The sequence below is a fragment of the Pseudoalteromonas sp. SK18 genome, from assembly GCF_001974855.1.
Lineage (GTDB): Bacteria > Pseudomonadota > Gammaproteobacteria > Enterobacterales > Alteromonadaceae > Pseudoalteromonas.
In genome coordinates this window covers 91,948-116,662 of the sequence record NZ_MTQB01000005.1, presented here as the reverse complement: position 1 = coordinate 116,662, position 24,715 = coordinate 91,948, and the positions used below count along the sequence as shown (strand labels likewise).

The 24,715-nt window shown below is 41.2% G+C and carries 22 protein-coding genes and 1 other annotated feature; of the genes, 11 read left to right on the top strand and 11 right to left on the bottom strand.

The features are described 5' to 3' along the window. Positions 1-155: 155 nt before the first annotated feature. Positions 156-728, bottom strand: a complete 573-nt coding sequence (gene yeiP, locus BW139_RS05800; protein WP_024602810.1) for an elongation factor P-like protein YeiP — start codon at positions 726-728, stop codon at positions 156-158. A 194-nt stretch (positions 729-922) separates the two neighbouring features. Between yeiP and BW139_RS05795 the strand changes: the two genes are divergently transcribed. Beyond that, positions 923-1,309 (top strand): MmcQ/YjbR family DNA-binding protein, encoded by a 387-nt coding sequence (locus BW139_RS05795; protein ID WP_008114503.1) that lies wholly within the window; start codon positions 923-925, stop codon positions 1,307-1,309. A gap of 60 nt (positions 1,310-1,369) precedes the next feature. Here BW139_RS05795 and fadJ read toward each other — a convergent pair whose 3' ends face one another. Further along, entirely contained in the window at positions 1,370-3,493 is a 2,124-nt protein-coding gene (fadJ, locus tag BW139_RS05790; protein ID WP_076918977.1) for a fatty acid oxidation complex subunit alpha FadJ, read from the bottom strand. Further along, the gene (gene fadI, locus BW139_RS05785) at positions 3,493-4,803 is read right to left on the bottom strand and encodes an acetyl-CoA C-acyltransferase FadI (protein WP_008114501.1); all 1,311 of its coding nucleotides are present in this window, start codon (positions 4,801-4,803) and stop codon (positions 3,493-3,495) included. The genes fadJ and fadI overlap by 1 nt, the downstream gene beginning before the upstream one ends. Positions 4,804-5,133: 330 nt before the next feature. Between fadI and BW139_RS05780 the strand changes: the two genes are divergently transcribed. From BW139_RS05780 to BW139_RS05745, 8 genes are read left to right on the top strand one after another with little or no spacing between them, the layout of a single operon-like run. Continuing rightward, entirely contained in the window at positions 5,134-6,090 is a 957-nt protein-coding gene (locus tag BW139_RS05780) for a MoxR family ATPase (protein WP_076918973.1), read from the top strand. A gap of 3 nt (positions 6,091-6,093) precedes the next feature. Continuing rightward, positions 6,094-7,038, top strand: coding sequence for a DUF58 domain-containing protein (locus BW139_RS05775; RefSeq protein ID WP_076918969.1), 945 nt, complete (start codon positions 6,094-6,096; stop codon positions 7,036-7,038). Between the two features lie 3 nt (positions 7,039-7,041). Next, the gene (locus BW139_RS05770; protein WP_076918968.1) at positions 7,042-7,476 is read left to right on the top strand and encodes a DUF4381 domain-containing protein; all 435 of its coding nucleotides are present in this window, start codon (positions 7,042-7,044) and stop codon (positions 7,474-7,476) included. Further along, positions 7,469-8,452 (top strand): VWA domain-containing protein, encoded by a 984-nt coding sequence (locus BW139_RS05765; protein WP_076918967.1) that lies wholly within the window; start codon positions 7,469-7,471, stop codon positions 8,450-8,452. Before BW139_RS05770 ends, BW139_RS05765 begins: the two co-directional genes overlap by 8 nt. Continuing rightward, positions 8,452-10,350: a VWA domain-containing protein gene (locus BW139_RS05760; protein WP_076918966.1), complete on the top strand. Its 1,899-nt coding sequence runs from the start codon at positions 8,452-8,454 to the stop codon at positions 10,348-10,350. The genes BW139_RS05765 and BW139_RS05760 overlap by 1 nt, the downstream gene beginning before the upstream one ends. Continuing rightward, entirely contained in the window at positions 10,344-11,990 is a 1,647-nt protein-coding gene (locus BW139_RS05755; RefSeq protein WP_076918965.1) for a BatD family protein, read from the top strand. The genes BW139_RS05760 and BW139_RS05755 overlap by 7 nt, the downstream gene beginning before the upstream one ends. A gap of 54 nt (positions 11,991-12,044) precedes the next feature. Beyond that, entirely contained in the window at positions 12,045-12,602 is a 558-nt protein-coding gene (locus BW139_RS05750) for a sigma-70 family RNA polymerase sigma factor (RefSeq protein WP_076918964.1), read from the top strand. Next, positions 12,602-13,354 (top strand): DUF3379 family protein, encoded by a 753-nt coding sequence (locus BW139_RS05745; protein WP_076918963.1) that lies wholly within the window; start codon positions 12,602-12,604, stop codon positions 13,352-13,354. The genes BW139_RS05750 and BW139_RS05745 overlap by 1 nt, the downstream gene beginning before the upstream one ends. 75 nt (positions 13,355-13,429) lie before the next feature. Here the strand turns inward: BW139_RS05745 and BW139_RS05740 are convergent, their stop codons facing one another. Together BW139_RS05740 and BW139_RS05735 are read right to left on the bottom strand one after the other, a co-directional pair. Further along, positions 13,430-14,620 (bottom strand): amino acid aminotransferase, encoded by a 1,191-nt coding sequence (locus BW139_RS05740; protein ID WP_076918962.1) that lies wholly within the window; start codon positions 14,618-14,620, stop codon positions 13,430-13,432. Positions 14,621-14,698: 78 nt separating this feature from the next. Continuing rightward, the gene (locus BW139_RS05735; RefSeq protein ID WP_076918961.1) at positions 14,699-15,358 is read right to left on the bottom strand and encodes a GAF domain-containing protein; all 660 of its coding nucleotides are present in this window, start codon (positions 15,356-15,358) and stop codon (positions 14,699-14,701) included. A 235-nt stretch (positions 15,359-15,593) separates the two neighbouring features. Between BW139_RS05735 and BW139_RS05730 the strand changes: the two genes are divergently transcribed. Then, positions 15,594-15,923 carry a translation initiation factor gene (locus BW139_RS05730; protein WP_008114484.1) on the top strand — a complete coding sequence of 110 codons (330 nt, stop codon included), beginning with the start codon at positions 15,594-15,596 and terminating at the stop codon, positions 15,921-15,923. A gap of 15 nt (positions 15,924-15,938) precedes the next feature. Here BW139_RS05730 and BW139_RS05725 read toward each other — a convergent pair whose 3' ends face one another. Beyond that, positions 15,939-18,941 (bottom strand): EAL domain-containing protein, encoded by a 3,003-nt coding sequence (locus tag BW139_RS05725; RefSeq protein WP_076918960.1) that lies wholly within the window; start codon positions 18,939-18,941, stop codon positions 15,939-15,941. Positions 18,942-19,137: 196 nt separating this feature from the next. After that, positions 19,138-19,253, top strand: a sequence feature (Phe leader region). A gap of 44 nt (positions 19,254-19,297) precedes the next feature. Here BW139_RS05725 and BW139_RS05720 point away from each other — a divergent pair. Continuing rightward, positions 19,298-20,455 (top strand): chorismate mutase, encoded by a 1,158-nt coding sequence (locus tag BW139_RS05720; protein WP_008114478.1) that lies wholly within the window; start codon positions 19,298-19,300, stop codon positions 20,453-20,455. 42 nt (positions 20,456-20,497) lie between these two features. Here the strand turns inward: BW139_RS05720 and tyrA are convergent, their stop codons facing one another. The 5 genes from tyrA to rimM all read right to left on the bottom strand — a co-directional run bounded on the left by tyrA (position 20,498) and on the right by rimM (position 24,713). Continuing rightward, positions 20,498-21,631 carry a bifunctional chorismate mutase/prephenate dehydrogenase gene (tyrA, locus tag BW139_RS05715; RefSeq protein ID WP_076918959.1) on the bottom strand — a complete coding sequence of 378 codons (1,134 nt, stop codon included), beginning with the start codon at positions 21,629-21,631 and terminating at the stop codon, positions 20,498-20,500. Positions 21,632-21,954: 323 nt separating this feature from the next. Further along, positions 21,955-22,824, bottom strand: a complete 870-nt coding sequence (locus BW139_RS05710) for an MYG1 family protein (RefSeq protein ID WP_076918958.1) — start codon at positions 22,822-22,824, stop codon at positions 21,955-21,957. Positions 22,825-23,016: 192 nt separating this feature from the next. Continuing rightward, the gene (gene rplS, locus BW139_RS05705; RefSeq protein ID WP_008114473.1) at positions 23,017-23,376 is read right to left on the bottom strand and encodes a 50S ribosomal protein L19; all 360 of its coding nucleotides are present in this window, start codon (positions 23,374-23,376) and stop codon (positions 23,017-23,019) included. A gap of 33 nt (positions 23,377-23,409) precedes the next feature. After that, positions 23,410-24,177: a tRNA (guanosine(37)-N1)-methyltransferase TrmD gene (trmD, locus tag BW139_RS05700; protein ID WP_008114471.1), complete on the bottom strand. Its 768-nt coding sequence runs from the start codon at positions 24,175-24,177 to the stop codon at positions 23,410-23,412. Next, positions 24,177-24,713: a ribosome maturation factor RimM gene (rimM, locus tag BW139_RS05695; RefSeq protein WP_008114470.1), complete on the bottom strand. Its 537-nt coding sequence runs from the start codon at positions 24,711-24,713 to the stop codon at positions 24,177-24,179. Before rimM ends, trmD begins: the two co-directional genes overlap by 1 nt. Positions 24,714-24,715: the final 2 nt, after the last annotated feature.

Below are 24,715 nucleotides of genomic sequence, written 5' to 3'. Positions count from 1 at the left end.
AATAAATAACACCGTAGCCACCAAACTGCTTAAAAATTAAGGCGCGTATAATAGCGTCAAACTGGCGAAAATTAAAGCAACACATTCTTTGCCCGTTACTCAGACACAAAAAAGCCGAGCAACTAACATGCTCGGCTCTCAATTCTCATTACAGCTTACTTGTCAGCACGACCCATAAACTTGTGCTCAGCGGTATTTATACGGATGCGATCACCGGTTGAAATATGCTCTGGCACTTGAATCGTTAAGCCCGTTGATAAGCGTGCAGGCTTTGATCGAGCACTAGCGGAAGCCCCCTTAATTGAAGGGTCAGTTTCTTCAACAACAAGTTCAACACTTGAAGGAAGATCAAGCCCTACCGGCGCGCCATCAATCACAATAACATGCACACCTTGGGTTTCTTCATTAACAAACTGAATTTCTTCCGCTATGGCGTCTTTAGCCAAGTTGTAAGGCGTGTAATCTTCATTATCCATAAAGACATACTCATCGCCATCAATGTACGACAGCATCGCTTCACGACGGGTTAAATCAGCAAGGTTAAGCATATCGCTGTCTTTAAATGTTTCGTCAACTTTACTACCCGTTACTACATCGTATAAACGCATACGGTATAAACTACCACCAGCACGACCTTGTGGTACTGAGCGTACGATATCTTTTACTACTAATACACGGCCATTAAAATCAATAGCCGTCCCTTTTTTAACATCACTTGCCTTTGGCATGGGTGAATTCCTATTGTTTTTTTGATTGCGAGAAACATACCACGAAACGGATATTGTTCAACAATAAAGTGATACCATTACCCTCTTGCAATCGTATTAACTTAGAAATCTGTAATTTAGACCGAAACACGTGTTATCTAGTAGCAAAAAGCTGCTATGGTTAAGTTATCGATTATGACCTCAAGGAATGGCTCATGAACCAACAAACTGTACATACGTATTTAATGAACAAACCGTTAGTTAAACTAACGCAACCTTTTGCTAAAGATGTTGATGTATATAAAGTAAACCATAAGATGTTCGCCACCCTTGCACTAAGCAATGAGGGTGAAACCGATGAAAATGGCGAACCGATCTGGTGGCTAAACTTAAAGTGCGATCCTGATGAAGCGCAGTCATTACGTGATATTTTCCCTTCGGTGATTCCAGGATATCACATGAATAAACGCCTTTGGAATACCGTGATTTTAGATGGCTCAGTGCCACAAGGTGAAATTGAGCGAATGATTGATAATTCATTTAATTTGGTGGTCGACAACATGCCAGATAAAGACAAACAGGCTATTGCCGATTTGCTATAACACTTACAGCAGACATAAAAAAAGCCGCTAATGCGGCTTTTTTACTTTAAAATTAAATAATTAGTCTTGTTGTTCTGCTTTACTATAAAACTTATCGCCTTTATCAGCCATTTCAAGCAAAGTCTCGCAGGGTGCAAAAATGGCATTGCTGTTAGCCAGTGTAGACATATCAGAGCTTATCTTACTCGCACCTAATTTGTCCATGTAGCTAAACGGGCCACCTAAGAACGGTGGGAAACCAATACCAAAAATAGCACCAATATCACCATCTCGTGGATTTGCGATAATGCCATCATCTAAACAACGAGCCGCTTCGTTAAGCATTTGTGAAACACAGCGCTTGGCAATCTCGTTTTTATTTAAACGTGGTGCAGGGGTAACACCCAGTAGTTCGTAGACTGACTCATCAACCTTCTTGCCTTTCTTGTCGTATTCATAAAAGCCACGGCCTGTTTTACGACCAAGACGTTTTGAATCAATCATACGTGAGAAAGCATCGGGACCTTTAAAACGCTCACCGAGTTCTTTTTCAAGAATTGGCGCGATTTTAGAACCAATATCAATACCTACTTCGTCCAGCAATGCCAACGGTCCAACAGGAAAACCAAACTCGACTAAAGCCGCATCTATTTTTTCAATCGGCTCACCAGCAAGCATTAAGTTAGCCGCTTCATTAAGGTATGGCGCTAAAATACGGTTTACATAAAAACCAGCCATATCTTTTACCACAATTGGCGTTTTACCTTGCTTACGTGCAAAGTTAACTACACGAGCAATGGTTTCTTGTGACGTGCCTTCGTGAGGAATGATCTCTACCAGTGGCATTTTCTCTACTGGCGAGAAATAATGTAAACCAATTACATTTTCAGGGCGTTCTGCTTTTGCTGCAATTTGAGAAATAGGTAATGACGAGGTATTACTTGCAAAAATAGTATTCGCTTGGCATTGCTGCTCAACATCAGCAACCATACCTTGCTTAAGCTCTAAATCTTCAAATACCGCTTCTATCACTAAATCTATGTGTTTAAAACCGCTGTAATCGGTAGTGCCGGTAATACGGTTCATGGTTAACTGCATATCGGCTTTTGACATAATACGGCGCTTAAGGCGTTTATCTAAGATTTTGTATGTGTAGTTCATGGCATTACTTATGCCCTGCTCTGCCACATCTTTAATACGTACCGGCAATTTAGCCTTAACCGCACTTACATGGGCAATACCTGCGCCCATTAATCCGCCACCTAACACAGCAGTTTTACTAATCGCAGGAGCGTCATCGTTGCGCCATTCTTTTTTCATTTCAGTGGTTGCAAAGAAAATACCGCGAAGTGCTTTAGACTCATCACTCATTACTAACGTAGCAAAGCCTTCGGCTTCGGTTTTATACGCTTTCATTTCATCAAGCTCTACGCTTGCACGAACCGCTTTAATAATCGCAAGCGGCGCTGGGTAGTGACCACCTGTTTTTTTAAGTACGTTTTCTTTAGCTTTTTTAAAGATAAAGTTACGACCAAACGGGTTTGATTCTAATAACTTGCTGACCTTATCAAGTTTAGGCTCTTTAGCTTGTGGCTTTTTCTTCGCAGCAAACTCTTTGGCCACTTTTAGCAGTACGCTTTGTGGAACACAATCATCCAATACACCGGCTTTTTTAGCTTGTTTTGGACGAATTTGCTTACCAGTTAGCATCCACTCAAGGGCTTTTTGAATACCCACGATTTTAGTTAAGCGTTGTGTACCACCACCGCCAGGCAATAAACCTAGTTGTACTTCTGGTAAACCAATTTTAGTTAAATCGCTATCTGTACCAACGCGATAATCACATGCTAAAGCAAACTCTAAACCACCACCTAAAGCAGCGCCGTGAATAGCACTAACCGTGGTATACGGTAGTTTTTTCATATCAAAAAATGCTTGATGGCATAACTCACTAATAGCTAATGCATCTTCGCGTTTTTCAACGCTGTCTAGCATTTTCACATCAGCACCGGCAATAAAGTTATCACTTTTGCCACTAATAAATACCATACCTTTCACTGCATGCTCTTTAGCTTGTGCTAATAATGCTTTTAAATCATCAGCAAAGCTGTCACGCAGGGTATTCATTTTTTCACCCGGCACATCAATGGTTACCACGGCTATTTTGTTATCATCAACCGTTAGATTAAATACTGAATCTGTCATTACGCACTCTCCAATACAAAGGCTGCACCTAAACCACCCGCAGCACAGGCAGTCGTTAACGCTAAACCACCGCCACGACGCTTAAGCTCGTATAAGCTTTGTGTAATTAAACGCGCGCCGGTTGCCGCAAATGGGTGACCATAAGCGAGCGAACCGCCGTTAACGTTAAACTTATCCATGTTAATTTCACCTATGGCTTTATTACGCCCTAAGTGCTCTTGTGCAAATTTATCTGAAGCAAACATTTTCATATTCGCTAAGGTTTGCGATGCAAACGCTTCATGCATTTCAATAAGGTCTAAATCAGCTAACGTAATACCTGCTCTATCAAGCGCGATTGGCGTTGAGTGAGCTGGCCCCATTAGCATATCTTTTTCTACGCCTATGGCTGAAAACGCAAAACTGCGTACGTAGCCTAAAATTTCGTAACCCAATGCTTTTGCTTTGCTTTCGCTCATCATTAACACTGCGGCTGCGCCATCAGTTAGTGGGGTTGCATTGGCAGCAGTGACTGAGCCGTGTTGACGGTCAAATACTGGCTTAAGCTTGGCGTAACCTTCAACCGTTGAGTTTTTACGGATATTATTATCTTCTTCAATAAAGCTTTTATAAGGCGGTAAATGAGCCGTCATTACTTCATCTTTAAGCTTGCCATCAGCCCAAGCTTGAGTTGCCAGTGAGTGAGAACGATGCGCTAAAGCATCTTGATCTTCACGGCTAATGTTATGGGTTTTAGCCATTTGCTCGGCTGTTTGTCCCATTGATAAACCCGTTGAGTACTCAGCAACCGCTGGCGGCACTGGCAATAAATCTTTTAAACGTAGTTTTGAGAATATTTTTAAACGCTGACCAAGCGTACGGGCTTTGTTTAAATCAACTAAACTGCCGGCTAATTTTTTACTTACACCAATTGGCAATACAGACGATGAATCGGCACCACCAGCGATACCTACACTTACAGAACCCGCCATAATTGATTCGGCAACATTTGCAATCGCTTGAAAGCTCGTTGCACACGCACGTGACACTGAATATGCGTCAACGCCGACTGGCATACCTGTACCTAATACAATTTCACGTGCAATATTTGGCGCTTCTGGCATTTGTACTACTTGACCAAAAACCAATTGATCGATTTCTGACTTGTCGAAATTTAATCGCTCAAGCATTTCATTAACTACTAGCTTACCCATATCCAATGCTGGTACATGGTGGAACGCAGTCGCTTGCTTAGCAAAAGGAGTACGTAAGCCGCTTACGATGGCAATACGGTCGCCTTTTGGTGTTTTAAGTATGTTTTGCTCAGACATTTATTATTCTCTCCCGCTGACAGGTCAGACCTGTATGTTTTCTCCGATTCTAAACAACCCGTGTGATAAAGCCAATAGATAAAGGTAAATTAATACAAAAGCGCCATTGTAAATCACTACATACATTGTATGAGGGTAATACAATAGGCTTTTTTAGCTGGTTTTACAAAGTTTTATGTTAGGCTAAAAAATCGTTAAAAAATAACGAACTATTTTTAAAAAATCAGTCTAACTCTTGAGTTATCCACTTATAAACCTTATAACTAGCTCAGTATTTGTTACCTAACCAATTTAGGTATTATTTAAGCTGACGAGGACAGTCCACTTATTATGGCAGCTAACGCATTTTCACAATTAAAAACGTATTTAGACACCCAAATTATTGGCCAGCCTGCGCTCACTCAAGCACTATTAATTGCTATTTTAGCCGATGGTCATTTATTAGTTGAAGGCCCTCCGGGGCTTGCAAAAACGCGAGCGGTTAATGCTTTAGCAAAAGGTATTGAAGGCTCGTTTCAGCGTGTTCAGTTTACCCCAGACTTGTTACCTGCCGATGTAACCGGCACTGATATTTATCGTCAACAAACCAGTGAGTTTGTGTTTGAAAAAGGCCCTTTATTTCATAACCTCATTTTAGCGGATGAAATAAACCGAGCACCAGCGAAAGTACAATCAGCTTTATTAGAAGCAATGGCAGAGCGCCAAGTTACTGTGGGCAAAAATACGTACCCACTTAGTGACCTATTTTTAGTGATGGCAACGCAAAACCCGCTTGAGCAAGAAGGGACTTACCCACTGCCTGAAGCGCAATTAGACCGCTTTTTATTACATTTAAGTATTAATTATCCGGGGGCTGAGCACGAACTTGATATTTTACGCCTAACCCGTGGTGAAGCACTTAATGATGAAGCCCCAGTGCTTGAGCAAATTTCGCAAGCAGAGTTGTTTGCCGCTAGAAAAGCGATTTTGGGTCTGTATTTAGCAGAGCCACTAGAGCAATACTTAGTTCAGTTGATTATTGCTACTCGAGAAGGCGCAAACTTAGATGAGCAACTTGGCCGCTGGATTGAATACGGCGCCAGCCCACGTGCCACCATTGCTTTGGATAAATGTGCTCGCGCTCATGCGTGGTTAAGTGGTCGTGATTTTGTATCGCCTGACGATATTCAAGCTGTGGTACATAATGTATTACGCCATCGTATTATTTTAAGTTACGAAGCACAGGCCGATGGTATTACAAAAGATCAGGTTATTAGCCGTATTGTTGAACTAGTTGCTGTACCTTAAGTTATGCAAACACACTTTGATTCTCAGGCATGGCTTAAATTAAGCCATAGCCACGGTGTTAATTTATCGCTCAAAGAGCTGATGTATTATAAAGCAAAAGCGCAACTGCTTGAGCTGGCACCTAACGTTAGAATAAAAAATACCTTAGCGGGGCAATATCTGGCGCCGCATAAGGGCCGTGGCATGGAGTTTGCCGAAGTGCGCCATTACCAACACGGTGATGACATACGCTCTATTGATTGGCGGGTCACGGCTCGTACCGGTGAAACTCACACCAAGCTTTTTCAAGAAGAAAAAGAACGCCCGGTATTTGTGTTTACTGACTTTTCAAATTCAATGTTATTTGGCTCTCAATTATTATTAAAGTCGGTGCAAGCTGCACATATTAGCGCCCTGGTTGCATGGTCTGCTTGCCAACGTGGCGATAGAATTGGCGGTATTGTGTTTAATCAGCACTCGCATTTAGAGCTTAAACCTAGCGCCCGTGAAAAAGCGGTGTTAAAGCTGTGTCATAATTTGTGCGACGCCCATCAGCAGGCACTTGAAAATATTGATAAGCCGGCCGCGAATAATTTTAGCGATAACCTCAAGCGTTTAAATCACTTAGCTAAACCCGGTAGTTTGGTTTATATCGTATCCGATTTTAACGCCTTAGATGACGCCAGCTTTAAACAACTCGAATTACTTGCGCGGCACTGTGAATTAATAGGCTGCCATATTAGCGATCCCTTCGAGCATAAGTTACCGGCTTTCCAACAAGCGGTTACTGTAAGTGCTAATAATCAGCAGTTTGCCCTCCCTTTGATGGATAACAGTTTTAGAGAACGATTTGCCAAAAATGCCGAGCAAGCATTTAGCGCGCGTATTAATCGTTTAACAAAATCTGGGCTTAACCTATTATCATTCGATGCAGCCACTGCGCTGGAACTGCAATTAGTGAGAAGATAAATCATGCAAACCTCTCCACTTGATGGCCTTCACGATATTATTGCTCCCTCTCACGTTGACTGGTGGCCGTTAGCCCCTGCTTGGTGGGTAGTTATTAGCCTTGCACTGTGCTTAGTGTCTGGCTTAATTATAATTATGTACAAAAACTATCAATTTAAAAAACCAAAACGTAATGCGATTAAATTAGCTAATCAACAACAATCAGCTCAGCAATTGCATATTATTTTAAAGCGTTTAGTGATCACCTATTACGATCCACGCTTAGCGGCGCAATCTACAGCTAACTGGTGTAAAACCCTAAGTCAACTTGCTGCAATTGGTTTTAATGAAGATGAAATTTCAAGCCTATATAGCACAGCACAAACACCACCGGCACTCAGTGATAAGTTTCGCCAAGCTGTTAAACAATTTAAGCTAAAGGAGCCACTGCATGTTTGAATTTAGCTGGCCATGGCTGTTTTTATTACTGCCGCTTCCTTTATTGTTGTTACTATTAAAACCCACAGCAAGTAATGCAACGACACGTTTACGCATCCCAAGTTTTGCATCGCATAATTTAAATAATCAACATGTAGAGCCCAGTGCACGTAAGTTAAATATTATTGAATGGTTGTTGTGGCTATTATTAGTAACCGCATCAGCGAACCCTACTTGGTTAGATGAGCCCATATCGCTGCCGAATGAAGGTCGCGACATTATGCTCGCTGTGGATTTATCCGGCTCAATGACAGAACAAGACATGGCTTATAATGGCCAATATGTTGACCGTTTAACCATGGTTAAAGCGGTGCTAAGCGATTTTATAGAGCAGCGTCAAGGCGACAGACTCGGGCTTATATTGTTTGGTGATACCGCGTTTTTGCAAACGCCCCTTACCCGTGATGTAAAAACCGTCAGCAAAATGCTTACTGAAGCACAAATTGGCCTTGTAGGACGTGCCACGGCTATTGGTGACGCTTTAGGTTTATCGGTTAAACGCTTTGCTAGTAAAAAAGAAAGTAATCGCATTGTGGTGTTACTAACAGATGGACAAAACACCGCAGGAAACCTTGACCCCGAAGATGCCCTATTACTAGCTCGTGAAGAAGGCATAAAAGTGTACACCATCGGAGTCGGCTCAGATAACCCACGTGGCTTTAGTTTATTTAATATGGGCTCTGGGGGCAGCAATTTAGATGAGAGTTTACTGAAAAATATTGCCGAACAAACAGGGGGTCTGTACTTTAGAGCCAAAGATGTCGCTGGGTTGCAACAGATCTATGCAGAGCTTGATAAACTCGAGCCAATTAGTGCCGATGAGCAGACCTTTCGCCCGCAAACAGCCTTGTTTTATTATCCGTTATTACTGGCCATTCTATTAATAAGTGCAATGGCATTTTTAAAAACAGTACGTGCATTGAAGGAGCCAAGCTAATGGATTTTGAGTTTATTCGCCCCGCTATTTTATGGCTGCTACTCCCTACGCTAGGGCTGTTTTTTATTGCCATGCTTAAAAAGGAAAAAGCCCAATCGGCGCCACTCATTGCGCCACATTTAGCACAATTTGTTATGAGTGAAGCAAACAATCAAGCTCGTCAGCCGCTGTGGCTAGTTGCGTTATTTTGCAGTTTAGCCATTATATTTAGTGCAGGCCCAAGTTTTGAGGAAAAACAAGTCCCTGTATTTCAAAGCAAAAGTGCCCGCGTTATTGTAATGGATATGTCGTACTCTATGTATAGCACCGACATTGCTCCTAATCGATTAATGCAATCTCGCTTTAAAGCCCTCGATATGATTGAGTTATTTAAAGAAGGTGATACTGCATTAGTAGCCTACGCAGGCACTGCCTATACCATTTCTCCACTGACCAATGATGCAACCACCCTCGCTAATCTTATTCCTAGTTTGAGCCCTGAAATTATGCCTGATAAAGGCTCCAACGTGCTGGCAGGTTTAGACATGGCGCAAGAGCTGCTCACTCAAGCAGGCTACCTAGATGGTGATATTATTTTGATCACCGATGGTATTGAACAACAACAGCAAAGTGATATAAGTGGCTTTACTAACAGTAGCCAGTATCGACTTAATATTTACGGTATTGGCACTGAGCAAGGTGCACCAATAAAGTTACCTGAAGGCGGATTTTTAAAAGATAATTACGGCCAAATTGTAGTGCCTACACTCAATGGTTCTTTACTCAAAGGACTAGCAAAGAATAGTGGCGGCCAATACGCTAATTATCAGCCAAGCAATAGCGATATTGCCATTTTTTCACCGCAAGCAAACAGTGAAATACTAAAAAGTGAAAAACCAAATTTAGCCTTGTGGCGAATCGATGCTGGCATTTATGGCTTGCTTATTTTGCTGCCCTTAGCTCTATACTTATTTAGGCGCTCTGCGTTTATTGGTGCGGTGCTATTGCTAAGCTTTTTACCTCAGCAAAATGCCCATGCAGTAGAGTTACCAACGCTATTTAAAAATACCGATCAGCGTGCATTAGAAGCTTACAACAACCAAGAGTACCAACAAGCAGCGCAAGCGAAGTCCAACACTCTCAAAGGCGCTGCACTTTATCAGCAAGGTCAGTTTGAAGGCGCTCTGAACGAATTTAGTCAAGATAAATCAGCTACTGGTTATTACAATTACGGTAATGCACTGGCTAAAGCCGGACAATTAGAGGCTGCTATAAACGCTTATAAACAAGCGCAATCACTGCAGTCTGATTTTACCCAAGCAGCCGATAACCAAGCGTTAGTTGAGCAGTTACTTAAGCAACAGCAAGATCAAGAAAACCAACAAGGTAATGATTCGCAAAATCAAGATGAGCAAAGTCAAGATGATGCAGATAAATCAAAACAAGAACAGCAAAAAAATGGCGATAAAAATAACGCAGATAAAAGCGACGATGACAGCCAAAACAGTGATGAACAGCAATCGGGTGAGTCCTCGGAGCAATCAAAAGATCAACAAGGCCAATCTGGCGAGCAGTCAGATGAACAAAATAAGCCTGATATGCAAGCTCAATCACAAAACCAACAAAACGAGAACAAAGACGACGATAGTAAGCCTCAGCAAGACGAGCAACAGAGTCAACCCAATCAAATGAATGAGCAACCGCCATCTGATGAGCAAAAGCAGCAAGCACAACAACAAGCTATGCAAGCACAGGCGGCTGAACTCACTAATGAAGAAAAAGAGAAAGCACAACAACTAAATCAGTTACTAAGAAAAGTGCCCGACGATCCCGCTATTTTATTAAGAAACAAAATGCAATTAGAAGCCCAAAAAAGACAATATCAACGCCGTCCAACAGGAGTAGAAAAATCATGGTAATGCGATTATTTTGCTGTTTATTGCTATTAACTGCCATGCCATTAATGGCCGCCACTTCATTAGAGGCAAGCGTAGATAAAAACCCGGTACTGGCAGGTGAGTTTTTTATGCTCAATATTAGCGTTGATGATTCAATCAAAGGGCAACAACCCGATACTTCAGCGCTGTTAAAGGATTTCGTAGTCGGCCCTATGAGCTTAAGTAGCCGCACCAACATTATTAACGGCAGCATTAAAAAACAAACATCGTGGTCTGTTAAGTTAATGACTCGCAAAGCCGGCGAATACACAATTCCTTCTTTTAGTGTTGCAGGGCTCAGCTCTCAACCGATAAACTTGTCGGTTAAAGAGCGAAGCAGCGATGCGGGCAAAAATGATGATATATTTTTAAAAAGCTCGCTTACAAATAACAGCTTATTTGTGCAAGAGGCTGGCGTTTACACCATTAAACTTTACTTAGCTAAAGAGCTACTTGATGGCAGCTTAAGCACGCCAAGCATGGAAGATGCTCAACTCACCCAGCTAGGTAAGCAAAGTGAAGATTATGAACTGGTTAACGGTAAACGTTATTTAGTGATCACCCGTAATTATTTAATTCAGCCGCAAAAAAGTGGTGCATACACCATTGAAGCACCGGTTTTTCAAGGGCGTGTTCAACAAAACTATCGCCAACTAGAGGTGTCGGCACTTGGCGATGAACAACAGATTGAAATCAAACCCATCCCTGAGAATTATCAAGGTGATTGGTTACCCAGTGAATTAGTAAGTCTAACCGAGCAATGGCAACCAGACGATAATACTGTTGAGGCCGGCACGCCAATAACACGCACTATTATGCTTACCGCATTAGGGGTTACTAAGGAGCAACTCCCCGAAATTGATATGCCTACTATTGATGGTATTCGCAGCTATCCGGATGAAAAAGAAACCAACAATGCAGTACGCGATGGTCGAGTGGTATCACAGCAAAGCGCCTCATTTGCGCTACTGCCACAAACCCCAGGCACTTATACATTGCCTGAAATTACCCTGCCTTGGTATAACACCAAAATGAACCGAATTAGTTACGCAACTTTACCAGAGCGCACAATTACGGTAACACCAAGCACCACAGCGCCAGCAAACTCGCTAAATACACCCGTTGAAAGTAATTTAAACAACACGGATGCAGAGCCAACGCAACAAACGCTCAGCGTGCAACGCCAAACTAGCACGCCTCTATGGCTTATTATTGTGGCCGTATTAGGTTACGTACTATGGATTGTGACGATGGTTTTGTATTTTATTAAACGCAAAAACAATCAACGTCCCCAGTCGGCACAAGCCAATAATGAGCCCAATCAGCAGGCAGAATTAAAAACACTGCAAATACTTGCTAAAAGCCATGATAATAAAGCATTTTACGATGCACTTAATCTGTATGCGCTAACTCGAACAGATAAAAAGGTCGGGGCTCTCACCCATTTATGCGCTATGATAAACAGCTCAGAATTAACCGCACAGGTAAATAATCTCCAAGCACAGTTGTATAGTAACCAACAGGCTAGCGCCGATTTAGACGCTATAGTTAGCATGTTAAAGGCACATCAATCGCACACAGCTAAGCCGTCAACACCTGCTTTAAAAGAGTTATATTCTTAATAAGAATTTTAGTTACTTTTTTGGCCTATAATAATTTTAATTAAAAAAGTGCTTATGTTTGGAAATAAAAAATCGAATGATCGGGTCTTAATAAATATGGCTGAAAAACAACAACGCTACGAAGCCCTGGTTCATGTTTATCATAAAGAACTCTATCGCTTCGCTTACTGGTTATGTAACGATCCGACTATTGCTGATGACTTAGTGCAAGAAACCTTTTTGCGTGCTTGGCGCTCGCTTGATTCGTTACTCGATCAAAAAGCAGCAAAGCCATGGTTGCTCACTATTTTAAGGCGTGAAAATGCTAGACGCTTTGAGCGCAAACAATTTGATTACAGTGATGTAAATAACGACACACTAGTGGATCAAACCAGCCATAGTTTAGATGCTGCAATGGAGCAAACTGTTATCCAGCGGCAAATTTCATTATTGGCTGATGAGTACAAAGAGCCGCTGTTGTTACAGGTGGTTATGGGCTGCACTGGAGATGAAATTGCAGACATACTTAACTTAAATAAAAATACGGTTATGACGCGTTTATTTCGAGCAAAAAATCAACTTAAAGAGGCATTAAGCCGTGATGATGATCAACTTAAAGGAGCATCAAAATAATGGATGAACTTGAGTTTCGTCGCCGCACAATTGCGCAGCCAAACGAGCTGGACAAAGAGCTTCAGGAATTTGCGAACAGCAGTGCCGACAGGCAGCAATTTTTAAATGAAAGCAAAGCATTCGATAAACAGCTCGACGACGCGCTTGATATTACTGTACCTGAGAATCTTGCCGAACGGATTATCTTAAACACCTCGTTAAAAGAAAAAGCCAGAACAGATGAACTTGAGCAAAAAGGTAACGTGATTAATGCACGTTCTTGGTTTAAGTTTGACCGCGTGCATTTGGCATTAGCTGCTTCGTTTGTAATTGCAGTCAGTGCCTTTATGTTTAGCGCAGAGCAAAATATTAATCATGCGGCTGGCGAGCATGCGCTAGCCCATGTTTATCATGAAGTTTACGCGTTAAATAAAACTCAACCAATTAGCATCCAAACTGTCAACGAAAAGCTCGCTTTACTTGGTGGTCAACTTACTGATTTGCCTGGCAAAGTGACTTACGTTAATTTTTGTGATTTTCAAGGTGAAAAAGGCATTCATTTAGTGTTTGAATCTGACTTTGGACCTATGACCGTGTTTATTGTCCCTAGCGAAAATAAAGTATTTGAAATAGGTTCGGGTGATTTTAGTGACTCTCGATATGCTGGCCATATAAGTCGGGGCAAACAAGCTGATACCGTGCTAATTGCAAGCCTTGGCTCACCGGTCGATATGTACAATGAACGTATTGCAGGCGCTATTCGCTGGCTTTAAGCTGTTTTGTAAACAATAAAAAACCGCAACGAGTGTGCGGTTTTTTATTGCTAATAAGCTAAGGCTTATTATTGGTTACTTACATACATCAGCAACGGCGTTAGCAAAGTAATCGATGTTTGCTTGGCTAATACCCGCTACGTTTACACGACTAGAGCCGACAATGTAAATACCGTATTCTTTTTGTAGGCGCTCAATTTGCTCTTTATTAATACCTAAGAAAGAGAACATACCGTGTTGGCGGTCAATAAACGAGAAGTCTTGCGCAATATCTTTCGCTGCCAGGCTGTCTTTAATTAAACTACGTAAGCCATTAATGCGGTTACGCATTTCATCAAGCTCACTGTGCCATAACTGCGTTAGCTCTGTGCTGCTTAAAATAGTGTTTACAATATCTGCACCGTGCGCTGGCGGCATAGAATAAATGCTACGTACCACACTCAGTAATACTGAATTTGAAATATCAGCTGTTGCGCTGTCTTTGGCAATAATTGAACAAGCACCAATACGCTCACGGTATAAGCCAAAGTTTTTAGAACATGAAGAACAAATAATTAACTCTTCAACCGCATTGGCTAAAATACGCAGGCCATTTGCATCTTCTTCTAAAGAAGAACCGAAACCTTGGTATGCAATATCAATTAATGGTGTAAAGCCCACATCTTTTGCAAGTTCTGCAATGGTGTTCCATTGTGTTTCGTTTAAATCCATACCACTTGGGTTATGACAACATGCATGTAGCAGCACTACATCGCCTTTAGGCACCTGTGTTAAGGTTTCAACCATTTCATCAAACAATAGATCTTTGTTTTCGTAATCGTAATATGGGTATTCTTTTACCGTTAAGCCTGCAGCTTCAAATAAGCTAATGTGGTTAGCCCACGTTGGGTTAGTAACCCATACAGTAGCGCCTGGATTACAACGTACAATAAATTCTGCTGCAACACGAAGTGCGCCTGTACCACCAGGTGCTTGTGCTGTGCGTACACGATTAGCTAATAATGCCGGGTGCTCACCAAGAAGAAGATTTTCCATTTGTTGACAGTAATCTAAGTTACCAGCAAGCCCAATGTAAGATTTGCTCATTTCATTTTCTAAACGAAACGCTTCTGCTTTTTTTACTGACTTTAATACCGGGGTATTCCCCTGCTCGTCTTTATATACACCAACCCCTAAGTCAATCTTATTTGGGTTAGTATCTTGCTTGTAGGCCGCCATAAGGCCAAGAATAGGGTCTGTTGGTAATGGTTTTAATACTGAGAACATTGACTATCTCTTCGTTATTTAGGGGTTAGCTGTTGCGCTAAGCTTAACATAAAAACTCACTGGATTGACTAGTGTTATTTACACTAAAAAGTGAGGAATTTTAATGCAACACGCAATTAATAACGCGAGCGTCGCTTTATCAAAAAAATCAGTATTGAAGGCTTCACCATCAACAATACCTACACACTGCTGATGTGCATTAAATAACGGTAAACAGGCTTCTGCTTTTACCTTCGGATCGCAGGTATAATACTCACCGCCTGCTGCTATATACTGTTCAACATTATTAATTACGCGTCCTTTACCGCTAAGCGCTACTTGAACGTTATTACTGCCCATTGCAAATTCAGCAGTAAGCGGAAATAAAGGACGACTCGGCGCACCAAAATAAGCCAGCTTTAATAACTGCTCCCCTTCATTGGTGTGGGTATTCTGATAAATGCCGTACCAATCAAGCTTTGTGTTTTCAATGACGTAGTCAACAACCAATTGAAGTTGCGCCAGCTTTTCAGTTGTTTGCGTACTTTGGCTGACATAATCGCTTAGTTTAAACGGCTCATCCTGTAGGTAACCAAATAAGCTGCATGCCCCTCCTTCACCTAGCTCAGGAATTTGATACTCCCAACGCACCGCTGGTGCAGCATTATTATTTAGATATTGCTCGAGCTTTTCTAGCTCAGCGTGAATTAACTGTTGCTCAATATTAAGCTGAGCGTGCTCTAAGTAAGAATTAAGCATTTGGACGTCCATACATCTATAATGCCGAAATAGTAGCATGGATATTTTTATAGTGCTAGCCAATTTAAAACGGTTTTTAAAAATACTTAAGCGCATTTTTAATAAGCCTAATGAGGTCAATATTGTTAAGCTTATAACTTTATAAAAGTGAATCGAGGCGTAAAAATTACGTCTTTGCGTCGCAAATTTGTTATTATTTACCGCATTATTATATTCAATCTTAAGTAGGTTAATTATGAGTGATAGTCACTTAGTGTATTCAACAGCAACGGGGCGAATTGACCAGCCAAAGCCAGAAAAAGAACTGGATGTAAAACTATTTAAAGATGGTTCTATTCGCATAGAGCGTCAAACCAAAGGCCGAAAAGGCAAAGGTGTAATGCTGGTTGTTGGTCTTGATCCACAACAGCATGATTTGAAAAAGTTAGCTAAAACAATAAAAAGTAAGATGGGCCAAGGCGGCGCAGTAAAAGAAGGGGTTATCGAAGTACAAGGTGATGACCGCGACAAACTAAAAGCTATTTTAGAAGGGTTAAAATTTAAAGTAAAAATTGCGGGTGGTTAACCCGCAACTTTTTACTTATTCAATAATTTTTAGCGCAGCTAGTTGATCAAATAATGCGGGGATATCATCTTCAGCCACTGGCTTACTAAAATAATACCCTTGCACAATAAAACAATTATTGTTTTGTAAAAACTCAACTTGCTCGATTGTTTCAACCCCTTCAGCAACCACATCAAGCTTCAGCTTTTGTGCCATAGCGATAATGGCCGCAGTGATCTCCATGTCGTTGTCATCCTCAGGGATATCTTTGACAAACGAGCGATCAATTTTAAGAATATCGACGGGGAAACGCTTAAGGTAACTCAGCGAAGAGTAACCCGTACCAAAATCGTCAATAGAAATTGAGATACCCAATTTTTTAAGTTGATGTAACTGTTCAATAGCCGCCTCAACGTTACCCATCAGCATGCTCTCGGTTAGTTCAAGATGCAGACTTTTTGCGTTAATTTGTGTCTCTATAATTATCTTTTTCAGCATAGGTACTAAGCTTGCGTCTTTAAACTGTCTTGCTGACAGGTTAATCGACATATTACTTGCTCTATCTTGTTGCTCTAGTCGCTTAGTAAACTCACAGGCTTGTTGTAGCACCCATTGACCAAGCTCCACAATTAAACCGGTTGCCTCGGCTATGGGAATAAACTTAGTCGGAGGAATAAACCCTTGTGTAGGATGGAACCAACGAAGCAATGCTTCATATCCCACCACGCTGTTATCGCGACAATCAACCTGTGGCTGGTAATGCAGCGTGAGTTGCTTTTCTTTAATCGCATGGCGCAACTCATTTTCAAGGAATAATCGTTCATTAGCTGCCGCATTAAGATCTTGGCTATAAAAGTGGAAAGTATTACGCCCTTTGGCTTTTGCTTCATACATAGCTAAATCGGCATGCTTTAATAACTGATCTTCTTCTAGGCTATCAAATGGCGCTAAGGTAATACCAATACTTGCACTAACAATCACTTCATTGCTGCCAAGTTTTATTGGCTGATTTAACGTTTTTTGTATTGTATCAGCGACTTCAGATGCTTCTTCTTGGTGCTCAATACCACTAAGTAGAACAGCAAACTCATCCCCCCCTAAACGGGCTATGGTATCTTCCGCACGTAAACGCTGTTTTAAGCGTGTTGCCACTTCAACCAATAGCTGATCGCCCGCATCATGGCCTAAAGTGTCATTAATACGTTTAAATTCATCAAGGTCAAAATAAAATAAAGCAAACGAGTAACGCCCTCTTTCAGCAAGCGCCATGGATTTTCTAAGTTGCATCCTAAAGAATGTACGATTAGCAAGTCCGGTTAATGTGTCGAAGTAAGCGAGCTGTTCCATTTTTCGTTGGCTTTCTTTCACAAACGAAATATCTTGCGCTGATGCCACGTAACTGGTGATTTTACCACCGTCTTCTCGAATTGGTGACACACTTAGCGATACCCATAATGGCGGCTTATTTTGCGCTTCAATAAGCGTATCTCCTCGCCAATAATTACGGTTGCGTAAATCAAGATCAATATCTTCAACCAACATGGTCATTTCATTAGCAATAATTGTCAGTAATGGCTGGCGCAAGAAGTCATTTTCGGCAAAGTCTGTCATCTCCAACATTTTTGGATTCACATATTCAATGACAAAATTTTCATCGGTGATCACCACCCCCGTCCCCGAGAACGCAACCGCTTTAGACAAACGGTTTGCTGCTTTTTCTGCGATTTCTTTTTCTATTATACGCTGATTTAAGCCATCAATGAGTTTACGAATTTCAATGGTCATGTCTTTGAATGAACCATTAAGCGTACCAATTTCATCTTTATTTTCTTCTGGAAAATCAATTTCTAACTGGCCTTTACCAAAATTAGTAACTGCATAAACCAATGAATGTAAGCGTCTTAATACTAATTGGTAGAGTGCTTGGTGTAATAATAAAGCAACTAAAATGGCATACAGAATAAATAAGCCAAAAAACTTAAGCTTTAAATCTTTAAGTGCCGATAACGTTGAAGAGCGCTTTTTATAAACACCTACATACCAGTTTACACCTGCCACCTTATGAATGTTGATAATGTAATCTTCATCATTTAATGAAAACGAATCGGCATATTCTGGCAATTGAATTTGCCCTGCGTTATCAATAACGCGCTTTAGTTCAGGGGAAATAAAATCTTCTGGTAGTAGCTTTTTACCTGCCTCACCGTATTTTGTATAACTATCAGAGCCTAAATTTGGGTGCGCTAATAATTGCCCTTGCTCATCAAATACGACAAGGTGCTTTTCTTTTCCACCCACGGGTAATTGCGATACTAAGGAATCGAGTGAAATATCACTCCCCGTGACACCTAAAAATTCATCATCTTTATAAATAGGAACAATTAAACTCACTACCCATTTATTCCATACATTATCGTAGTAAACCCGCGACCAAAGCGGATCACGCTGTGGGTTAGTTAACGATTTGGCATAATTAAAGCTCTCACTTTGGTTGAATGTGTAATTTCCGGGCACATTAAGCGCCCAATTAGGTGGTGCAACACGAATAAAGTTATCTTTAGTTATAAGATAAAAATTATAAAAGTCTTGGATTAACGTCGGAGAAATAACTTTCCAAAGCGATTCTGAGTCAGCAATTAGCTGTTTATAAAAGGGAGAATATGCAGTTTGAGGGATAAACGCGGCAGATAGGCCATCTGCTGATGCACTGCGCACTGAGCCATCATTGGTCAGCTGCATTGTGGGTGTATTATTATTTTTAAATGACAGCTGCCCTTCAAATAACTGCTCGCTAACAACAATATTAGCTTGCTCTGCTATTTTAACTTTGGTCGCTATCAAGTTGTTAAATTGTTTTATTAATAATTCATTTGATTGCTTTAATACCTCATGCTCTTCAAAGACAAGCTGTTTTTCTTCTGACTTGAGCATTAATGCAGCCGCGCAAATGCCTGCCACTAAACAGATGCCAGAGATCAACAATGATAACTTTACACTGAGTGAGTTTATGCCAAATCGAGATGGAGGGCGTCGATACACAAAAAGCCAACCTTATTTATAATTATTATTTTTGCAAGTAATAGAAATATACCAGAACTTAAATCAGAATTATAAATTATTTATGAAGTTTTCTAAAAACAACGTGTTTTGTCTATATATCGGGTAAAAAGCCGATTTCCTGTAAGTGCTTGTTGACATTGGGGGTTACACTTCATACATTAAGGGTATGAATATAAATTACTCACACACCTTTTTTTCTTTTTTTAGCTTCTTTATGTAGAAGAGGCTTCCCTGTTTGTGAGATAAAATCAACCGAATAGTAAAGCCTCCCAACTGGGAGGCTTTTTTGTTTTCACTGCATAATCAGTGACATGTTTTGGAATGAGGAAAACCAAATGAGCAACGATGTACTCGATACTCTCAGGCACGACATAAATGAAATCGACAACGATTTACTTGTCTTGCTAGCAAAACGACGCCGTATTAGTCATGGTGTCGTTGAATATAAAATAGCAAATAATAAACCCATTCGTGATGAAGCCCGTGAACTGGCTTTACTCGAAAAACTCATAGGCTATGGCAAATCGTTAGGACTTGACGCCTACTACGTTAACAACGTTTTCCAAACGATATTAGAAGACTCTGTGTTGCATCAACAAGCCATGCTACAAAAGAATTTAAATCCCGATGCACTGAGCGAAACTCATCGCGTAACGTATTTAGGCGGTCAAGGCTCGTATAGTCAGCTTGCGTGTCATAAATATTTTAGCCGTCGCCCGGGTAAATTAGTTGAAATTGGTTGCACCTCATTTGAGGAAATCACCGGAAAAGTAGAAAAAGGTCAAGCCGACTTTGGCTTACTGCCTATTGAAAATACGAGTTCGGGTAGTATTAATGAAGTATTTGATTTACTGCAGCATGCACAAGTCTCTATTGTCGGTGAAGTTACTCATAGCGTTGATCATTGCTTATTAGCAACCCCAGGCACCGAGCTAAGCCAATTAACCAAGGTATTTGCACACCCACAACCCTTTGCCCAATGTAGCCGCTTTTTACAAGGGCTTGGTGAACTTCAGCATGAAACCTGTGACTCGACCTCAAGCGCACTCAAGTCTGCTATGGAAACGCCAAATAGTGCCGCTATTGGCTCAGCGCAAGCAGGGAAAAATGTAGGCCTTGAAGTGATTAAGGCCAATCTTGCCAACCAAAAAGAAAATCACAGCCGCTTCATTGTCGTTGCCCGCAAACCACTGCAAGTATCGACACAAATTCCGACTAAAACCAGCTTAATTATGTCAACCAAGCAACAAGCTGGTTCACTTGCCGATGCGTTAATGATTTTTAAACAGCATAATATTAATTTAGTGAAACTAGAATCTCGACCTACGCCTGGTAACCCATGGGAAGAAGTGTTTTATGTGGACTTGGAGGCTAACTTAATCGATAACCAAGTTAAGCATGCATTAGAAGAGCTTAAACAGCACACTCAATACGTGCGCGTTCTCGGTTGCTACCAAAGCGAGTCTTTGCAAGCTGTTAGCGTAGAAAGCTAACCAAAAAAAGGGCCTATCGGCCCTTTTTTGTTTTCAGTAATTTTAATCGAGTACTTTCGCGTCATTCGCTTTATTTAATAAACTGCGGCTTTGGGTTAAAAAGTGCGCCGTTGAATCTGAAAAATAAGACTTTGCATCAGCAAAAGCATCAATTAATGCGGGCTTATCCCCTGCTTTTAGCTTTTCAAGCGTCTCTGAAAACAGCGACTGATACTGCGCTAATAAACTTTCTACATTATCAAATTGCGCTAACATAATATCAGTGTATAACTCTGGCGATTGCGCAAATAAACGCCCAACCATCATCAACTCTAATTGATAAATAGGTGATGAACAACTTCTTAACTCGGCGAGTGTGTGTCCCTGTTTTGCTAAAAACTGACCGTACACAAAGGTAGTTAAGTGGCGCATAACCTGGATAATTTGCATTGCTTCGTCATGCTTTTTGGCATCAAGTTCAACCAACTGACAACCCCATATTTGTAGCTGCTTTAGTAACCCTTGCGCCACTTCATGACTGCGCCCTTCGCACACCACCACGGTTTGTTTCACCCAATGAGAAATATCAGGCCCAAACATTGGGTGTAAACCAACAACTGGCCCACTATGTACTTTTTTAAGCACCGTTAATGGGGCTTGTTTAACTGATGTAATATCAACCAGCAAACAATCATCATCCAGTTTCGGTAGTGCATTAACAACGGTTTCAAGGGCATTTATTGGTACACTGATCATCACCAGTTTTGCACCTTTTAGGATATCTGCTGCCTGCAATTGCTGCGCTTTATCTAAAATTTTGACTTCGTAACCCGAACGCTGAAATTGTTTTGCAAATAACTGCCCCATTGCTCCCTCACCACCAACGATAACAATTGGCGATAATTGTGGATCGGCGCACGCTAATTTGGCTTGTTGATTTTGATAAGCTTCACGCATCATGCGTCTGAGAATGTCTTCAACTAAATCAGGATTTACACCTTGATTAATAGCCTCTTGGCGTCGTGCGGCTAATAAATCAGCTTCTCTATCGGGTGCATGTAATGGCGCGCCCGTTTGTTGTTTTATTGCGCCAATTTGCTGAGTAATGCCATTGCGTTTTGCCAGTAAGGCAACCAGTTGCGCATCGCATTCATCTATACCTGTTCTTAGCTGCGCTAAATCACTTATCTCTGCCACGTTCTCATTCCATCCAAAAAAGCAAAATCGTAAATTAATAATTACAAAAAAGTAAACTAATCAATACGATAAATACTAACAGGATACGTTAGGGGTTAAAAGGCAAATTCTTGAAAAGTTCGCTATCTGTCTATCAACTACGACCAAGATGGGGTAAGGCTGTCTGTAAGCTGAACTCTGAATAGTAAATCTATCTCAAGCTGCTATTTTCAACGCTAACTGCATTGCATTTACTTGCAATAGTCTAGGTTCAGGTAAAGTAGGGAATATTAAAAGTGGCTAAAAGCCACTTTTAATATATAACCGGCACGCGGTTAAAGGGACTAGTATTCTAATGCCATAGCCGCAAGCGACATAACGCTATCAAATGATTCTGCGCCAGCGATAAATAAGCCATTGTGACAAAACATAGCATCATCGATACCGGTTACCGCTTGAAATTCTTCATCTGATAATCCTGCCCATGGTGCAGGTAATGACTTTCTGTCTTCAAAAGAGCCTAATTCTGCAGGCACCGTTTGCACTATCCACTTGCCAGAATGAGATGGGTAAACAACAAATAATGCCTCATCAGATAAACTATGTACGGTTTTTTTCCACGGAGTATAGCGCTCTAACACGATTAATCGAGGATCATCAGCTTGTTTTATTGCTTGAGCAACAATCTTTTTAGCATTTAAACCACCTCGGGCAGAAGCTACAAAACGAATCAGTAAAGTGTGTGCAAATTCAACCGCTTGATCAAAAGCAGCATCAAAATCACTTTCCTCTTCCCATGTTGGGTTAAACATAGAAATTGTTTGGCTTAAGCTAATGCCTGTAGCAACCCCTTCAACATGACCACAATCAATGGCATCAATAGTTGATACAAGCCCTGCATCCACCGCATTCGCCACATCTTGGTTATCATCACATATTGCTAAGCCATATTTTTTCCACACCAAGCCAAATGACGAAAAAGGAATCCCATTTTCACGAGCGCCAGCACCGCCACGCTGATGATGATCAAATCGGTCAGTTTGTGGGTCATATTGACCGCCAACATCAATAACCACATCGGCGTCATTAATAATCGCATTATCGCGTGTGCGGATCAGGGTAAAAGAAGGGAAAATAATTTTAAGCGCAGCGATACTAAAAACATCATCTGCATGAAAATTGCCGTTGTGTGTAACTATCGTTTTATCATTCATTTTTGTACATCATTTTTTGCAAGAAGTGAGAAGATATTGTGCTTTGAAGTGAACCACACTTTAACGCATGCTGGTTAATGTGTGTATTGGTTTTTAAATGTATCGCTATAAAAACCGCAATAGCATTAAAACCAAAACGGGTTGCAACCCAAAGGTTGCAACCCGTTTTTTTGCGTTGATAAACAGCGCGTATTAGTTAAGTTTTTCTCTAATACGTGCAGATTTACCAGAACGCTCACGTAGATAGTAAAGCTTAGCACGACGAACCGCACCGCGACGCTTAACTGTTACGCTATCAATAAGAGGGCTGTGCGTTTGGAATACACGCTCAACACCTTCACCGTTCGAGATTTTACGAACTGTGAATGCTGAGTGAAGACCACGATTACGCTTAGCGATTACAACACCTTCAAAGGCCTGTAGACGCTCTTTAGCACCTTCTTTTACTTTTACCTGTACAACTACTGTATCACCAGCGCCGAATGCAGGTACGTCTGTTTTAAGCTGCTCTTCTTCAAGCGCTTTAATAATATTTTGGTTTACTTTTGCCATTATGTTTCTCACTTTCCTAGGTGTAACTGTCTTCTAGCCACAAGCTTTTTGGTACTCTTGCTGAAATTTCGCGAGTAATACCGCTTGCTCCTCAGTCAGAGCTAGGTTATGCAACAAGTCAGGACGGCGAAGCCAAGTTCTACCTAATGACTGCATAAGCCGCCATTTTGCTATCTCTTGGTGGTTTCCGCTGAGTAATACAGCAGGCACCTGTTTGTCGTCCAATGTTTCTGGCCGTGTATAGTGAGGACAATCTAGCAAGCCATCCGAAAATGAATCTTGCTCTGCTGACTGGTTGTGTCCTAACACCCCTGGCACTAATCGCGCTACTGCGTCAATTAATGTCATGGCAGGTAGTTCACCTCCACTCAAAATAAAATCACCAATTGACCATTCTTCGTCAACGTACGATTCTATTATTCTCTCGTCTATACCTTCATAGCGACCGGCAATTAAAATCAGTTTTTCAGAGTTTGCGAGTTCGCTTGCCCCTTGCTGATCTAATTTGCGCCCTTGTGGCGACATATAAATTACTTTTGCACCATCACCTGCAGCCTGTTTGGCTTCAAGAATGGCTTGTTTAAGTGGTTCAACCATCATTAACATGCCTGGTCCGCCCCCGTAAGGACGATCATCTACGGTTCTATGCTTATCAGTTGCATAGTCACGTGGATTCCAGCAGTTAAAGTCGATTAAACCATTTTTAACAGCGCGACCGGTTACACCTTGCGTTGTAATTGCATCAAACATATCAGGGAAAAGGCTGATAACCCCTACCCACAACGAACTTGTTTGACTCATTAAAAGCTTGGATCCCAATCTACAGTAATTTCTTTCGCATCGTATTTAACTTCTTGAATAACTGAATCAGTTAAAAAAGGAATTAAACGTTCTGCTTGGCCAAATGCATCTTTACTGTTTGCTTTCACAACCAGTACGTCATTTGAGCCTGTCTCCATAAGGTCATCAACAATGCCTAAGTTATAACCTTTATCAGTTACAACCGACATGCCAATGAGATCTCGCCAATAGAATTCACCTTGCGGTAATTCTGGTAGCTGCGCTGAATCCACAGAAATTTCAACATTGGTATAAGCCATTGCTTGGTCTCTGTCGTTTACTTGCGCAAACTTAGCGATAAAGCCTTTGTTGTGGCGACGCCAGTCGACCACTTCTAAGGATTGCCATTTACCTTGCTGCCCTATCAACCACGGGCTGAAATCGAAGATCCCTTGGGGATCATCAGTAAATGAATGCACCTTAAGCCAGCCCTTTATACCATAAGGGGCGCCGAGCTTTCCTACGACAATTATTGATGAGGTGTTCTCTTGACTCATGG